This is a genomic window from Phyllobacterium calauticae (assembly GCF_019991125.1).
GTDB classification, from domain to species: domain Bacteria; phylum Pseudomonadota; class Alphaproteobacteria; order Rhizobiales; family Rhizobiaceae; genus Phyllobacterium; species Phyllobacterium calauticae.
The window spans coordinates 665,395-681,573 of record NZ_JAGENB010000003.1 but is presented as its reverse complement, the minus strand read 5'-3'; the positions used below and the strand labels follow the sequence as shown (position 1 = coordinate 681,573).

The window sequence follows — 16,179 nt, the reverse complement described above, 5'->3', positions numbered from 1 at the left end:
ATTTTGTTTCAATCGATTTAAAGCAGAATCTCTTCCGATTTAACATCAGGTAATCTGCGCCGCAAATCCGGGCGGAACTGCGGCGCGAAAGTTTACGAGCCCTTGATGGCTGTCAGAACGTCGTCATACGCCTTGCAGGCGTCTTTCAGATCGGTCTGGCCCTGATATTTGGTAGCCAGTTCCTGCATCTTGGCAACGATTCCCTGCGCCTTGGACGGATCCTTGGTAATGACCTGCTGAACGGCAGCGGTGATTTCACCGGCCTTTTTGGTCAGCTCTTCCTGGGTGCAGGTGGGGGCTTTGGAACAGCCGACGAGAGCGACAGCCAGCAGCGAAATGCCGGCGACCATTTTCAATTTCATGTGCAGTCTCCCTTGATGAGATGAATGAAGTAGAAGAATAGTTGGGTCAGTACTTTGTGGCCGTCATCCCTGCGGAATCACAAAGTCTTAATCCTGTTATTACACCGCTCCTGTCCGGTCCAGCATCTTCATCGCCAGTATCATGATGTTTTGTGACAGGATTTAATACAGTGGCAGGAAGAACGAATTTTTATAAATCGTGGACAGATGAAGTCGTCTATCTTAGCTTTCTTCTTCCAGGGAGGCATTGAAACATGGATATGACCGGCGAAGAACGCATTGCAGCGCCCCGCGAAGCAGTCTGGAAGGCATTGAACGACGCGGAGGTGTTGAAAGCCTGCATCCCCGGCTGCGAAAGCCTCGAGCGGATTTCCGATACGGAACTGGAAGCCACGGTCGGCGTCAAACTCGGCCCCGTCAAGGCGCGCTTCAACGGCAAGGTCGAATTGAGCAATCTCAATCCTCCGCTGTCCTACACGATCACGGGCGAGGGCAAGGGTGGCATTGCCGGTTTTGCCAAGGGTGGCGCCGATGTCACCCTGATCGAGGAAGGCGGCGAAACCGTGCTCACCTACACGGTCAATGCCGATGTCGGCGGCAAGATCGCCCAACTCGGCAGCCGCCTTATATCGTCCTCCGCCAAGAAACTCGCCACCCAGTTTTTCGAGAATCTCAATCAGGCCGCTGCCGGCACCTGACACGCCGGACAATTCGACAGGCCTGTCGCATTTTCCATAAGCCATGGCGGAATGACGTTTGGGTTTGCACCGATGAAGCCGGATATCCTGCCTGGATAAATAGATTGTGTTCAGGCTGGAATTCATGCGCGCGTTTGATTTCATCATTGTCGGATCAGGCTCTGCCGGATCGGTTGTTGCCGAGCGCTTGTCCGCCAGCGGACGCCACACGGTTCTTGTCCTGGAAGCGGGCGGGACGGACCGGCGGTTCTTCGTGCAGATGCCGCTCGGTTACGGCAAGACCTTCTACGACAAATCCGTCAACTGGATGTACAAGGCCGAAGCCGATCCGGGGCTTGGCGGCAATGCGGATTACTGGCCGCGCGGCAAGGTGCTGGGCGGGTCGAGTTCGATCAATGCCATGGTCTATATCCGCGGCGCGAAGGAGGATTTCGACGAATGGCGCGCGCGCGGCAATCCCGGCTGGGGCTATGACGATGTACTGCCGGTGTTTCAGGCACTGGAAGACCATGACGGCCCCGCGAAAAGCCTTGGCCGCGGCGGACCACTGCATGTCACTGATTGTTCGCATCTGTTTCATCCGCTGGCCAATCAGATTCTGAAGGGCGCGCAGGAGGCCGGGCTGCACTACAACCCCGATTTCAATGGCGCCACGCAGGAAGGCACGGGGCCATTTCAGCTAACCACGAAAGGCGGGCGGCGCATGTCCGCCGCCAGGGCTTTTCTGCGCCCGGCGATGAAGCGCCCCAATGTCACGGTTCTGACCGGCGCGATGGTGCAGCGCATTGTCTTTGAGGGCAAACGGGCTACCGGTGTTGCGTTCACCCGCAACGGCCGGACCGAGACGGTCAGGGCCGGGCGCGAAGTGATCCTGTGCGGCGGCTCCATCAATACACCGCAACTGCTCGAACTTTCGGGCATTGGTGACGCGGCGCGCCTGGCGCAATTCGGCATTCCGCTCGTGCACGCCAACAGCCAGGTTGGGGAAAACCTGCAGGACCATCTCGGCATCAATTACACCTACCGGGCCAACGTGGCCTCGCTCAACCAGGTGCTGCGCCCATGGTGGGGAAAATTGCGCGTCGGCATCGAATATCTGCTGCTGCGGACGGGGCCCCTGTCGATCAGCATGAATCAGGGCGGTGGCTTCTTTCGTACCGATCCGTCGCGGCAGCGCCCGAACATGCAGCTGTATTTTCAGGCCTTTTCCACCGTGCGGCCGAGGGAAGGCGAGCGCCCGATTCTGACCCCCGATCCCTGGCCGGGCTTTTCCATCGGCCTGTCCAATTGCCGTCCGACCAGCGTCGGGTCCATCCATATCCGCTCCGGCAATCCGCTCGACGCACCGACCATCGCGCCGAACGCTTTTTCGACCGGGCATGATGTTGCCGAGATGCTGGATGCGGTGAAGTTCCTGCGGAAAATCGCAGCGACGCCAACCCTGTCGAAGCTGATCGTCGAGGAATTGCTGCCCGGTCCGCATTGCCGGAGCGACGAGGATCTCATTGCCGATTTCCGCCAGCGCAGCGGCACGGTCTATCACCCGGTTTCGACCTGCCGCATGGGGCCGGACCCGGCGGTATCGGTGGTCGACCCGCGTTTGCGGGTGCACGGCGTCGAAGGGCTGCGTGTGATCGACTGCTCGATCTTTCCCAATATCATTTCCGGCAATACCAATGCCGCCGCCATGATGGTCGGGGCAAAAGGCGCAAGCCTTGTTCTGGACGATCTGGTTTAGCTTTTCCCCGCTGCCCTTGCCAGATTTGCGTGGATATCCACCCGCGCAAACGAAACGAATATGATTCAATTTCATATTTCTTGACCGTTTGATAAAAAATTTGACCTTTTGTGAAAATCTGGCATTCTTTCCATCAACAGGCGCCGGACAAACCGGCCCATCACCAAATTGCGGCACGCCCAAAGGGAACGGGATGCGGCAGTTTCAGAAATGGAGAGGCGATTTCATGGGATCGATCGATTCTGGAATCCGTGATGTGAGGGCCGGGCGGCTAGAGTCCGATGCCTACACCGATGTTTTTTCCGATCTGCACCCGGCATTGACGCGGCATGAAGCCTTTGTCGAATCCGATCGCTGCTACTTCTGCTACGATGCGCCCTGCATGAATGCCTGCCCGACGGGCATCGATATTCCGCTGTTCATCCGCCAGATCGCCGCCGACAATCCCACCGGTTCTGCCAAGACGATTCTGGCGGAAAACATTCTCGGCGGCATGTGTGCCCGCGTCTGTCCGACCGAAACCCTGTGCGAACAGGCCTGCGTGCGTGAGACCGCCGAGGGCAAGCCGGTGAAAATCGGCCTTCTGCAGCGCTACGCCACTGACCATCTGATGGAAAAGGGCCAGCACCCGTTCAAGCGCGCCGAGCCGACAGGCAAGAGCGTTGCCGTGGTCGGCGCGGGTCCGGCCGGCTTGTCCGCGGCGCACCGTCTGGCCAAGCACGGCCACAACGTGACGATTTTCGAAGCCAGGCCGAAAGCCGGCGGCCTCAATGAATATGGCATTGCCGCCTATAAGAGTGTCGACAATTTTGCCCAGAAGGAACTTGATTTCATTCTGGAAATCGGCGGGATCACCATCGAGAACGACAAGGCGCTTGGCCGGGACATCAGCATCGATGCGCTGAAAGCCGGTTTTGATGCGGTTTTCCTCGGCATGGGATTGCCGGGTGTGAACGAGCTTGGCCTCGAAGGCGAGGATGCCGCCGGTTGCATCGATGCCGTCGACTACATCTCCGTATTGCGCCAGAGCGAGGACCTGTCGCAGATCGCTGTCGGGCGCGACGTTGTCGTCATCGGCGGCGGCATGACCGCCATCGACGTGGCCGTGCAGACCAAGCTGCTGGGCGCCGAGAACGTCATCATCGCTTATCGGCGCGGGCCGGAAAGCATGAACGCCAGCCCCTATGAACAGGAACTGGCGCTGAAAACCGGGGTGATCATCCGCCATTGGTTGCAGCCGCGGGCGCTTACCCGCAACGCATCCGGTGAAGTCTGCGGCATCACGCTGGACTATACCGCCATGGCCGACGGCAGGCTTGCCGTCACCGGCGAAAGCATCACCCTTGCCAGCGACCAGATTTTCAAGGCCATCGGCCAGACGCCGGCAGAGGGCATCCTCACCGAAGCCGGGCTTGCCCTATCGAAGGGACGTATCAGCGTCGATGATGACCGCCGCACCTCGATCCCCGGCATATGGGCTGGCGGCGATTGCATTGCCGGTGGTCAGGACCTGACCGTGGCCGCGGTGCAGGACGGCAAGCTTGCCGCTGAATCCATCCACCGGGCGCTGACGCAGCAGCCGGAGAAAGTCAGCGGCTTCGTCGAAGCCGTCATGGCGGAAAATCCGGACGGCGCGTCGACACCGGCGCAGCACCCCACCCATCCAAGCCACATCGCTGGCTGAAGGAGATCGACATGGCTGATCTTTCATCGAATTTCCTCGGCATCAAATCCCCCAACCCCTTCTGGCTGGCCTCCGCACCGCCGACAGACAAGGCTTATAATGTCGAGCGCGCCTTCAAGGCGGGCTGGGGCGGCGTTGTGTGGAAGACACTGGGCGAAGAAGGCCCGCCCGTCGTCAACGTCAACGGCCCGCGCTATGGCGCGATCCACGGCCCGGACCGGCGCTTGCTCGGCCTGAACAATATCGAGCTCATCACCGACCGTCCGCTGGAAGTGAACCTGCGTGAAATGACCGAGGTGAAGAAGAAGTGGCCGGACCGAGCGCTGATCGCCTCCATCATGGTGCCCTGCGAGGAGAACGCCTGGAAAGCCATTCTGCCGCTGGTGGAAGCGACGGGTTCAGACGGCATCGAGCTCAATTTCGGCTGCCCGCACGGCATGTCCGAACGCGGCATGGGCGCGGCTGTCGGCCAGGTGCCGGAATATATCGAGATGGTGGTGCGCTGGTGCAAGCAATATACGCGCATGCCTGTCATCACCAAACTGACGCCGAATATCACCGATATCCGCAAACCTGCGCGCGCGGCAAAATCCGGCGGTACCGACGCCGTGTCGCTGATCAACACGATCAATTCTATCGTGTCGGTCGATCTCGATACCTTTGCGCCCAATCCTTCGATTGACGGGCGCGGGTCGCACGGCGGCTATTGCGGCCCGGCCGTCAAGCCCATTGCACTCAACATGGTGGCGGAAATTGCCCGCGATGCGGAGACGCGCGGCCTGCCGATCTCTGGCATTGGCGGCATCACGACATGGCGCGATGCGGCGGAATTCATCGCGCTCGGTTGCGGCAATGTGCAGGTGTGCACGGCGGCCATGACCTATGGCTTCAAGGTCGTGCAGGAAATGATCGACGGGCTCTCCGACTGGATGGACTCCCGCGGCTTCGCTTCCATCGAGGACTTCCGCGGCATGGCCGTGCCGAACGTCTCCGACTGGCAGTACCTCAATCTCAACTACATCACCAAGGCGCAGATCGACCAGGACCTGTGCATCAAATGCGGCCGCTGCCACATTGCCTGCGAGGACACGTCGCACCAGGCCATCACGGCGATGGTGGACGGCGCCCGGCATTTCGAGGTGATCGACGAGGAATGCGTCGGCTGCAACCTCTGCGTCAACGTCTGCCCTGTCGACAACTGCATCACCATGGTGCCGATGACCTCGGGGGTCGACCCGCGCACCAAGCTGCCGATCCAGCCGGACTACGCCAACTGGACCACCCATCCCAACAATCCGATGGCCAAGGCCGCTGCCGAATAACATTCAAAACCCGCCGTTGAGGCGGGTTTTTTCTTTGTCAGACTGCCCGCAACCGGCAGCTACCCCTTCATATAATCGTACACGACTTCCCCGAGCCCGAGGGTCAGATCGGCGATGAAATGCGTTCCCGACAAGACTTCCAGAACGGGCAGGCTCGCAACATTGGCCATGACATGCGCATGAAGTTCGAGCGCCGCCGGTGCCGTCCACGCGCCTTTCAGATCGATATCCTGCAGGTGATATTCGACCAGCTCGCAGATGCGTGCGGTACCATCCACATGCGGAATGATCTTGATGAGATAATTCGGCAGCAGCATGGATTTCAGAACGGCGGCATGATCGGCCGGTTTGTGCTTGTAGCCCATGGTGCCCGTCGCGCAGAGCACACTGCCATAATGCAGCGTGCCGAGGATGGTTTCGCCCTCATGGGAGATTTTCGGCTTGGCGAGTTTCTTGGGAAAGCCCCAGATTTCGCGCCCGCCGGCGATCGGCGCATCATCGTCGAGATACATGGAATGAACGTAGACGCCCTCCTTGCCGTTGAAGCGGACCGGAATGACCTGGCCGGATTCGGTGTAATCGCCAAAGCCGGTTGAATCCGGCATGCGGATGAACTCGAATTTGACAATGGGCTCGGCGATCTCAAGCGGTTCGGGCACCACCGCCCGCAGTGCTTCCGGATCGGTGCGATAGGTGATGACCACGAATTCGCGGTTGATGAAGCGGTAGGGACCCGGCGGATAGGAGGGGTTGGTGAGCGGCATGGCATAGGCGGAACGAACATCGGATATTTTCACGGGGCGATCTCCGGATGTCAGGGAAACTGGCTTTGATGCAAGCCAGGCACGGCAACGGATATTGCGGCGCAGCGGGACAATAGTGCAACGCACAATCCGCGTCTGTCAATTTCGCGTGAGGCAGGCGTTTTGCATCAACATCGTGCGTGGTTCGACAAGCTCACCATGAGGGATGGAGGTGGATGGCAGGGAGCTATATCCACTGCATTTTCGATTGGCCTTGCAGTCAACACCCTCCCTCATGGTGAGCTTGTCGAACCACGCACAATCTACCTGCAATGGACCAATCCCCTCATCCGCGCGGGCGGATGCCATTGAGAATGATGCTCAGGACCGCCTGCGCCGTCTGCTCGCGGAAACCGGGGCGGCCAACCTGATTGCCCATGATGGCACGGACCTGCACATCGAAATCCGCATAGTGCTGCGTGGTCGCCCAGATCATGAAAATCAGGTGATAGGGATCGACCGGCGCGAGCTTGCCTTCGCCGACCCAGCGGCGGATCACCGCCGCCTTGTCGTCCACCAGCGGCTTCAGATGCTTGCTCAGGAACTCGCTGATAGCCGGAGCGCCGTGCAATACTTCGTTGGCAAACAAACGCGACGCCTCCGGATGGCTCTCCGACATGCGGATTTTCAAGGTTATGTATTTGCGCAACTGCTCGATCGGGTCGCCCTCGGGATCGATTTCCGCCAGCGGCGCCAGCCATTCCGCCAGCGTCTCTTCCAGCAGCGTCACATAGATGTTCTGCTTGCGCGGAAAATAGTAGAGCAGGTTCGGCTTCGACATCCCCGCCTTGTCGGCAATCTGGTCGATGGTGGTGCCGCGAAAGCCATAGGCGGAGAAAACATCGAGAGCGGCATCGAGGATGAGACGGCGATTGATTTCCTGGATGCGCGTCGTCTTTTCCGGCACATCGCTCGTCTTTTTCTTCGCTGCCCTCGCCATGCCACTCATCCCTTTTTGTTATCCGGCGCGACGGGCCGTTTCGTCGCATCCCGGAACCGCTTTTATTCCCCATAAAGCGCTTGACCGGCTTCCTATGCTCTTCTAGCCTGCATTTTGACCAACTAGTCAAGTTTTTGATTGCACCACAGGTTCAATCATTCGGGAACACAAAACAAGCGGCAATGTCCGCAAACAGGAGGCGTACGTCACATGTCGAAATCGGCATTGGGATTGGGCACCAATAATCTCGAGGCGTTCTGGATGCCGTTTTCGGCAAACAGGCAGTTCAAGCAAAATCCCCGTCTTCTGGTCAGCGCCAAGGACATGCATTTCAAGTCCGCCGACGGCCGCGAAATTCTTGACGGAACCGCCGGTCTGTGGTGCTGCAACGCCGGTCATTCGCGTCCGAAAATCGTCGAGGCGGTACAGAAGCAGGTTGCCGAACTCGACTACGCGCCCGCCTTCCAGATGGGCCATCCCAAGGTCTTTGAGCTGGCGGCGCGGCTTGCGGCCATGCTGCCGTCCCCCATCGATCACGTCTTCTTCACCAATTCCGGTTCGGAATCGGTCGACACGGCGCTCAAGATCGCCCTCGCCTATCACCGCGCCAAGGGCAACGGCACCAAGACCAAGCTGATCGGCCGCGAGCGCGGCTACCACGGCGTCGGTTTCGGCGGCATTTCAGTCGGCGGCATTTCCGGCAACCGCAAGACATTCGGCAACGCGCTCGGCGGTGTCGACCACATCCGCCATACCCACGATCTCGCGCGCAATGCCTTCACGCGCGGCGAGCCCGAATATGGCGTCGAATTTGCCGATGACCTGGAAAAGGTGATCGCCCTGCACGATGCTTCCAACATCGCCGCCGTCATCGTCGAACCGGTGGCCGGATCGACCGGCGTGCTCATCCCGCCGAAGGGGTACCTGCAGCGCCTGCGCGAGATTTGCACGAAGAACGATATCCTGCTGATCTTCGATGAAGTCATCACCGGTTTCGGTCGTCTTGGCACCCCCTTCGCCGTGGATTATTTCGGCGTGGTTCCCGATCTCATCACCACCGCCAAGGGCATCACCAGCGGCGTGATCCCGATGGGCGCGGTGTTTGCATCCAAGCAGATCTACGATGCGTTCATGACCGGCCCGGAAAACATGATCGAGCTCTTTCATGGCTACACTTATTCCGGCCACCCCATTGCCTGCGCGGCAGCGCTTGCGACGCTGGATACTTACGAGGAAGAGGGCCTGCTTACCCGTGCGGCGGAGCTTTCCGATTACTGGGCGGATGCTTTGCATGCCCTGAAGGGCCTGCCGCATGTCATCGACATCCGCAACCTCGGCCTGATCGGCGCCATCGAGCTGGAACCCATATCAGGCGCACCGACCAAGCGCGCCTTCCAGGCATTCCTCGATGCCTATGAAAAGGGTGTCCTTATCCGCACCACGGGCGATATCATTGCGCTGTCGCCACCCCTGATCATCACCAAGGGCCAGATCGAGCATCTCTTCGATACGATGGCCGACGTCCTGAAAAACCTGGCATAGTTGAAAGGCTCTCACATGGCGCTCACTGGAAATCTCAGGATCAACGGCGACCGTCTCTGGGACAGCCTGATGGACATGGCAAAGATCGGACCGGGACTGCGCGGCGGCAACAACCGCCAGACCCTGACCGACGAGGACGCAGAAGGGCGGCGCCTGTTCCAGAGCTGGTGCGAAAAGGCCGGGCTGACCATGGGTGTCGACACCATGGGCAACATGTTCTTCCGCCGCGAAGGCACCGACCCGGATGCGCTGCCCGTCTATGTCGGGAGCCATCTCGACACCCAGCCGACCGGCGGCAAATATGACGGCGTGCTCGGTGTCCTCGGCGGGCTCGAGCTTGTCCGCACCCTCAACGACCTCAATATCAAGACCAAGCACCCGATTGTCGTGGTCAACTGGACCAATGAGGAAGGCACGCGCTTTGCTCCCGCCATGCTGGCATCAGGCGTCTTTGCCGGTATCCACACGCAGGACTGGGCCTATGCGCGGGAAGACGCCAAGGGCAAGACGTTCGGCGACGAGCTGGAACGCATCGGCTGGAAGGGTGACGAGGAGGTGGGCGCGCGCAAGATGCACGCGCTGTTCGAACTGCATATCGAGCAGGGTCCGATCCTCGAAATCGAAGGCAAGGATATCGGCGTCGTCACCCATGGCCAGGGCCTGTGGTGGCTGCAGATCACGCTGACCGGCAAGGACAGCCATACGGGTTCCACACCGATGCCCATGCGCCGGAATGCCGGGCTGGGTATGGCCCGCATCACCGAACTCGTCCACACCATCGCCATGGCCCACCAGCCCAGCGCGGTCGGCGCGATCGGACACTGCGACGTCTATCCGAACTCGCGCAATGTCATCCCCGGCAAGGTGATTTTCACCGTCGATTTCCGCTCGCCCGACCTTGCGACACTCAATGCGATGAAGGCAGAGCTCGAGGAGAAGGCGCCAAAGATTGCCAAAGAGCTCGGGTTGGAAATCGAGATCGAGGAAGCCGGACATTTTGATCCCGTCACTTTCGACGAAGGCTGCGTGACCGCCGTGCGCAATGCGGCCGAGCGGCTGGGTTACAGCCACCGCAACATCATTTCCGGCGCGGGGCACGATGCCTGCTGGGTCAACCGGGTTGCGCCAACGGCCATGGTCATGTGTCCCTGCGTCGGCGGGCTCAGCCACAATGAAGATGAAGAGATTTCCAAGGAATGGGCGGCCGCCGGTGCGGACGTCCTCCTGCATGCTGTTCTGGAGACGGCTATCATTCAGACCTGACGGGATAACCTTTTCCATACAGAGCAACATGTTCGACAAAAGACCAATAAGGGGAACGGACACATGGCTACGAAAGTGATCAAAGGCGGGACCATCATTGCCGCCGACCGCACCTACAAGGCGGATGTGCTGATCGAGGGCGACATCATTGCCCAGATCGGTACGGATCTTTCCGGCGATGAGATTATCGATGCGACGGGCTGTTATCTGATGCCGGGCGGCATCGATCCGCACACCCATCTCGAAATGCCCTTCATGGGCACCCACTCTTCCGATGATTTCGACACAGGCACCGCCGCGGCGCTGGCGGGCGGCACCACCATGGTGGTCGATTTCGTCCTGCCCGGCGCCGATGGCCTGCTGGCTGCCTTGCAGGACTGGTTCCAGAAGGCGGGCAAGGCACGCACCGACTATTCCTTCCACATGGCCATCACCGGCTGGAACAAGCAGATCTTTGACGAGATGCCGAAGGTGGTGGAACGCGGCATCAACACGTTCAAGCACTTCATGGCTTATAAGGGCGCCCTGATGGTGGACGATGACGAGATGTTCGCCTCGTTCACGCGCTGTGCCGAGATCGGCGCCATGCCGCTGGTCCACGCCGAGAATGGCGACGTGGTCGCGCATCTCCAGCAGAAGCTCCTGGCAGAAGGCAACAACGGACCGGAAGCCCATGGCTATTCCCGGCCACCGGAGGTCGAGGGGGAAGCCGCCAACCGCGCCATCATGATCGCCGACCAGGCCGGCGTGCCGCTCTACATCGTGCACGTGTCCTGCGAGCAGGCGCATGAAGCCATCCGCCGCGCCCGCCAGAAGGGCATGCGCGTCTATGGCGAGCCGCTGGTGCAGCATCTGACGCTCGACGAGAGCGAGTACAAGAACAAGGACTGGGACTATGCGGCGCGCCGGGTGATGTCGCCGCCCTTCCGCGACAAGAGCCATCAGGACGGCCTGTGGGCCGGTCTCGCCTCCGGCAGCCTGCAGGTGGTGGCGACCGATCACTGCGCCTTCACCACGGAGCAGAAGCGTTTTGGCGTCGGCGATTTCACCAAGATTCCGAATGGCACCGGCGGGCTTGAGGACCGCATGCCCGTGCTGTGGACCAGGGGCGTTCGTACCGGCCGCCTGACACCGAACGAATTCGTGGCCGTGACCTCCACCAACATCGCCCGCATCCTGAACATCTATCCGCGCAAGGGCGCCATCCTGCCGGGCTCCGATGCGGATATCGTCATCTGGGACCCGGAGGCATCGAAGGTGATTTCCGCCAAGACACAGAAATCCGCCATCGACTACAATGTGTTCGAAGGGATCGAGGTCACCGGCCTGCCGCGCATCACCCTGTCGCGCGGGCAGATCGCCTACAAGGACGGCGAAGTGCTGGCGCCGACCGGCAGCGGCCGCTTTGTCGAACGCGAGGCCAATGCGCCGGCCAATCGTGCACTTTCCACGTGGAAGGAACTCACGGCACCGCGTAAGGTGGAGCGCGATCCGAAAAACATACCGGCGGGTGTCTGATGACAGTCGTCGCGCTCCGACCCAAGGCCCAGTCAATGCCAAACGCGACGCCAAAGAATGTGATCGACGTCAAGGACCTGTCGCTGGTCTTCCAGACCAATGACGGGCCGGTCAATGCCCTGTCGAACATCAACCTTGCGGTCAATGGCGGCGAGTTCGTTTCCTTCATCGGGCCCTCGGGCTGCGGCAAGACCACCCTCCTGCGGGTGATCGCCGATCTGGAGCAGCCGACATCCGGGACCATTTCCGTCAATGGCATGACGCCATCCGAAGCGCGGCAGAATCGCGCTTATGGCTACGTGTTCCAGGCAGCGGCGCTTTATCCATGGCGCACCATCGGCGGCAATATTTCCCTGCCGCTGGAAGTGATGGGCGTGCCAAAAGCCGAACGGGCGAGCCGCATCGCCAAAAACCTTGAGCTGGTCAACCTTGCCGGTTTCGAGAAAAAATTTCCGTGGCAGCTGTCGGGCGGCATGCAGCAGCGCGCCTCCATAGCGCGGGCGCTGTCCTTCGATCCCGACATGCTGCTGATGGACGAACCGTTCGGTGCGCTGGACGAGATCGTCCGCGACCACCTCAACGAAGAGCTGCTGAAGCTGTGGGCCAAGACACAGAAGACGGTGATCTTCGTCACGCACTCCATTCCGGAAGCGGTGTTCCTGTCGACAAAGATCGTGGTGATGAGCCCGCGTCCCGGCCGTATACATGAGATCATCGACTGCAATCTCGGCACGGAACGCACGCTCGATATCCGCGAGACGCCGGAATTTCTCGAGATTGCCCACCGGGTGCGCGAGGGCCTGCGCCATGGCCATTCCTATGATGAGTAGCCGGGGCGCATGATGACCACGATCCGCGCTGCCAAACTGCGTGACATGTCCGACTGCGCGGCTATCGTCAATGCGTGGATCGACGCGACGGAATGGATGCCGTGCATTCATTCGGCGGACGACGTCACGGACTATTATTGCGATACCGTCTTTTCCAGATACGAAGTCTTTGTCGCCGATGACCATGACGCGGTGGCCGGCATGGTTGCGCTCGCGCCTGACAACATGGTCAATGCACTCTACGTGCATGCCGACCGGCGCGGCAGGGGCATCGGCAAGGCGCTGCTGGATCACGCCAAGCGGCAGGCCACGGGACCGGTGGAGCTTTGGACCTTTGTGGCGAACACTGGTGCCCAGTCCTTCTACAGGCGCGAAGGCTTCACCGAAGTGCGCCGCACCGATGGCGACAATGAGGAACATTTGCCGGATATTCTGTACCGCTGGCAGCCTGAAGCGGGGATGCATTCATGAACTTCATCCGCAACAGCGTTGTCCCCGTTGGGACCGTTCTCCTCGCCATTCTGGCGCTGTGGTATGCCTTCGCCATTATCCTCAATGCGCCGTTCGAACGGGATCAGGCTGCACGCGCCAATACAACGATCGCGACCGGCCAACTGATCGCCAACACGATGGCGCAGGAGCGCCCGGTCCTGCCCGCGCCGCATCAGGTGGCCGAGGAAATCCGCAAGACCGTGTTCGATATCAGCCCGACATCGAAGCGCAGTCTCGTTTATCACGGCGGCGTCACCCTGTCCTCGACCTTGCTGGGTTTCGGGCTTGGCACGCTGCTCGGCATCCTGCTTGCCATTGCCATTGTCCATTCGCGCACGCTCGACAAAAGCCTGATGCCATGGATCATCACGTCGCAGACCGTGCCCATCCTTGCCATTGCGCCAATGATCATCGTGGTGCTCAATGCGGTCAATATCACCGGGCTCCTGCCTAAGGCGATGATCTCCACCTATCTGTCGTTCTTTCCTGTTGCCGTCGGCATGGTCAAGGGCCTGCGCTCACCCGAGATCATGCATCTCGACCTGATGCACACCTATAACGCCTCGAAGGCGCAGGTGTTCTGGAAGCTGCGCTGGCCGGCGTCCATGCCCTACCTCTTCACCTCGATGAAGATTGCCGTCGCCATCAGCCTGGTTGGCGCCATTGTCGGTGAACTGCCGACCGGTGCGGTCGCGGGCATCGGTGCGCGGCTCCTGGCCGGCTCCTATTATGGCCAGACGGTGCAGATCTGGGCCGCATTGATCGCGGCGGCGCTGATGGCGGCCATTCTGGTCAGCCTGATCGGGCTGGTGGCCACGCTCGTCAACCGGCGCATGGGAGTACGGCCATGAGACTATCCCGCTCCCCGCTGGCCATTGCCGCCTTCCTGCTCGCCGTCCCCGGATTGCTGATATCGTCCGGCGGCGACGTTCTCGACACCCTCACCTATTCGACCCCGGTCATCCTGTTCGTTGCCGCTGCCGTTGCCATGTTCACGAGCGTATCGATACCATCGCTGATCGTCGTTCTCGCGCTTGTCCATGTGGTCGCCTTCTGCCTCATCGGACTGCTCCACGCGATGCCGCAGCCGCCGGGACCGTCGCTCGGCTACTGGTGCATGGTGATCTCATCCTGGCTGCTTGCCTGGTTCAGCGTGCAGAATCTGGCCGGCCTGAAACTCACTTCGCCGCAGGCCCAGCGGCTGGTCAATCTCGCCCTGCCGGTGCTGTTCGGTGCGTGGCTGCTGCTCCTGTGGGAAATCATTGTCCGCGGCTTTGGCGTACCAAGCATTCTGCTGCCGCCGCCATCCATGATCGCCGAGCGCATTTCCGGTTCCGTGCCGACGCTTTGGGCGGATTTTCAGCAGACCTATCTGAAGGCCGCCATTGCCGGTTACGTCATCGGTTGCGGTTCGGGTTTCCTTGCCGCCATCATTGTCGACCGGGTGCCTTTCCTGCGCCGGGGACTGCTGCCCATCGGTAATCTTGTGGCCGCCCTTCCCGTTGTCGGCATCGCGCCGATCATGGTCATGTGGTTCGGTTCCTACTGGGAATCGAAGGCCGCCGTGGTCGTCATCATGACCTTCTTTCCCATGCTGGTGAATACCGTGGCCGGACTTGCCGCATCCGGCGCGATGGAACGCGACCTGATGCAGACCTATGGCTCCAGCTACGGACAGACTCTTTTGAAGCTGCGCCTGCCCGCCGCCATGCCCTTCATCTTCAACGCGCTGAAGATCAATTCGACGTTGGCCCTCATCGGCGCCATCGTTGCCGAATTCTTCGGCTCGCCCATTGTCGGCATGGGCTTCCGCATATCGGCGGAAGTGGGCCGCATGAATGTCGATATGGTGTGGGCGGAAATTTTTGTCGCGGCGCTTGCGGGCTCGCTGTCTTACGGGCTTATTACCCTCATCGAGCGGGCGGTTACTTTCTGGCACCCTTCCTACAGAACTTAAAAAACAAGAACAGAGGAGAACTGAAACATGAAGAAGACGATAGCATTGACGATGGGTCTGGCGATGACGCTGATGGCGGGCTCGGCGCTGGCGGCCGACAAGCTGACCCTGCAGCTCAAATGGGTCACGCAAGGCCAGTTCGCCGGCTATTATGTCGCCAAGGACAAGGGTTTCTACAAGGAGGCCAATCTCGACGTGGAAATCAAGCCGGGCGGACCTGACGTTGCCCCGCCGCAGGTGATCGCCGGCGGCGGCGCCGACGTGGTCGTCGACTGGATGCCGTCTGCCCTCGCCACGCGCGAAAAGGGCCTGCCGCTCGTTAATATCGCCCAGCCGTTCAAGCGCTCCGGCATGATGCTGACCTGCCGCAAGGAGACCGGCATCACCAAGCCGCAGGATTTCAAGGGCAAGACCCTCGGCGTCTGGTTCGGCGGCAATGAATATCCGTTCCTGTCGTGGATGAACCACCTCGGCCTCAAGACCGATGGCGGCCCGAATGGCGTCACCGTCCTCAAGCAGGGCTTCAATGTCGATCCGCTGATCCAGAAGCAGGCGGACTGCATCTCGACCATGACCTACAATGAATATTGGCAGGTGATCGATGCCGGCATTCCCGCCGATCAGCTGGTCACGTTCAAGTATGAGGACGAGAAGGTCGCCACGCTCGAAGACGGTCTTTACGTGCTGCAGAAGAGCCTCGATGACCCGAAGATGGTGGAAAAGCTTGCCCGCTTCGTCAAGGCGTCAATGAAGGGCTGGGACTATGCCCGGCAGCATCCGGATGAAGCGGCCAACATCGTGCTTGAAAACGATGCGAGCGGCGCGCAGACCGAAAAGCACCAGAAGCGCATGGTGGCAGAAATCAACAAGCTGACAGAAGGCTCCACCGGCGTTCTCGATGTGGCAGCGGCCGAGCGCACCGTGGAGACACTCCTCGGCGGCGGCTCCGATCCGGTCATCACCAAGAAACCGGAAGGCGCTTGGACAACGAAGGTCACGGATGCAGCGAAATAACGATTCGCAGCCGGAA

The 16,179-nt window shown here is 60.3% G+C and carries 15 protein-coding genes; 12 read left to right on the top strand and 3 right to left on the bottom strand.

Annotation, left to right across the window (positions count from 1 at the left end):
• Positions 1-92: 92 nt before the first annotated feature.
• Positions 93-362 (bottom strand): hypothetical protein, encoded by a 270-nt coding sequence (locus J1W56_RS15235; RefSeq protein WP_223614085.1) that lies wholly within the window; start codon positions 360-362, stop codon positions 93-95.
• Positions 363-616: 254 nt separating this feature from the next.
• Here J1W56_RS15235 and J1W56_RS15230 point away from each other — a divergent pair, with 254 nt between their 5' ends.
• From J1W56_RS15230 to preA, 4 genes are all read left to right on the top strand, one after another.
• A complete protein-coding gene (locus tag J1W56_RS15230) occupies positions 617-1,060 on the top strand; it encodes an SRPBCC family protein (RefSeq protein ID WP_223614084.1) in 444 nt (147 codons plus the stop codon).
• Between the two features lie 124 nt (positions 1,061-1,184).
• Positions 1,185-2,798 carry a GMC family oxidoreductase gene (locus tag J1W56_RS15225; RefSeq protein WP_223614083.1) on the top strand — a complete coding sequence of 538 codons (1,614 nt, stop codon included), beginning with the start codon at positions 1,185-1,187 and terminating at the stop codon, positions 2,796-2,798.
• A 226-nt stretch (positions 2,799-3,024) separates the two neighbouring features.
• Positions 3,025-4,482 carry an NAD(P)-dependent oxidoreductase gene (locus J1W56_RS15220; protein ID WP_223614082.1) on the top strand — a complete coding sequence of 486 codons (1,458 nt, stop codon included), beginning with the start codon at positions 3,025-3,027 and terminating at the stop codon, positions 4,480-4,482.
• An 11-nt stretch (positions 4,483-4,493) separates the two neighbouring features.
• Positions 4,494-5,804: an NAD-dependent dihydropyrimidine dehydrogenase subunit PreA gene (gene preA / locus J1W56_RS15215; protein WP_223614081.1), complete on the top strand. Its 1,311-nt coding sequence runs from the start codon at positions 4,494-4,496 to the stop codon at positions 5,802-5,804.
• 59 nt (positions 5,805-5,863) lie between these two features.
• On the opposite strand, the gene J1W56_RS15210 is transcribed toward preA, so the two are convergent.
• The gene (locus J1W56_RS15210; RefSeq protein ID WP_223614080.1) at positions 5,864-6,601 is read right to left on the bottom strand and encodes an acetoacetate decarboxylase; all 738 of its coding nucleotides are present in this window, start codon (positions 6,599-6,601) and stop codon (positions 5,864-5,866) included.
• 292 nt (positions 6,602-6,893) lie between these two features.
• The gene (gene rutR / locus J1W56_RS15205) at positions 6,894-7,547 is read right to left on the bottom strand and encodes an HTH-type transcriptional regulator RutR (protein WP_223614079.1); all 654 of its coding nucleotides are present in this window, start codon (positions 7,545-7,547) and stop codon (positions 6,894-6,896) included.
• Positions 7,548-7,757: 210 nt separating this feature from the next.
• On the opposite strand from rutR, the gene J1W56_RS15200 reads away from it, so the two are divergent.
• The 8 genes from J1W56_RS15200 (at position 7,758) to J1W56_RS15165 (ending at position 16,163) form a co-directional block, all read left to right on the top strand.
• Positions 7,758-9,089: an aspartate aminotransferase family protein gene (locus tag J1W56_RS15200; RefSeq protein WP_223614078.1), complete on the top strand. Its 1,332-nt coding sequence runs from the start codon at positions 7,758-7,760 to the stop codon at positions 9,087-9,089.
• A 15-nt stretch (positions 9,090-9,104) separates the two neighbouring features.
• Positions 9,105-10,352, top strand: a complete 1,248-nt coding sequence (locus J1W56_RS15195) for a Zn-dependent hydrolase (RefSeq protein WP_223614077.1) — start codon at positions 9,105-9,107, stop codon at positions 10,350-10,352.
• Positions 10,353-10,415: 63 nt separating this feature from the next.
• Entirely contained in the window at positions 10,416-11,870 is a 1,455-nt protein-coding gene (gene hydA, locus J1W56_RS15190; RefSeq protein ID WP_223614076.1) for a dihydropyrimidinase, read from the top strand.
• Positions 11,871-11,905: 35 nt separating this feature from the next.
• A complete protein-coding gene (locus tag J1W56_RS15185) occupies positions 11,906-12,700 on the top strand; it encodes an ABC transporter ATP-binding protein (RefSeq protein ID WP_374042731.1) in 795 nt (264 codons plus the stop codon).
• Positions 12,701-12,712: 12 nt separating this feature from the next.
• Positions 12,713-13,171: a GNAT family N-acetyltransferase gene (locus J1W56_RS15180; RefSeq protein ID WP_223614074.1), complete on the top strand. Its 459-nt coding sequence runs from the start codon at positions 12,713-12,715 to the stop codon at positions 13,169-13,171.
• Positions 13,168-14,043, top strand: a complete 876-nt coding sequence (locus tag J1W56_RS15175; RefSeq protein ID WP_223614073.1) for an ABC transporter permease — start codon at positions 13,168-13,170, stop codon at positions 14,041-14,043. The genes J1W56_RS15180 and J1W56_RS15175 overlap by 4 nt, the downstream gene beginning before the upstream one ends.
• On the top strand, positions 14,040-15,149 hold the full coding sequence (locus J1W56_RS15170; protein ID WP_223614072.1) for an ABC transporter permease: 1,110 nt from the start codon (positions 14,040-14,042) through the stop codon (positions 15,147-15,149). Before J1W56_RS15175 ends, J1W56_RS15170 begins: the two co-directional genes overlap by 4 nt.
• Positions 15,150-15,176: 27 nt before the next feature.
• Positions 15,177-16,163 (top strand): ABC transporter substrate-binding protein, encoded by a 987-nt coding sequence (locus tag J1W56_RS15165; RefSeq protein ID WP_223614071.1) that lies wholly within the window; start codon positions 15,177-15,179, stop codon positions 16,161-16,163.
• Positions 16,164-16,179: the final 16 nt, after the last annotated feature.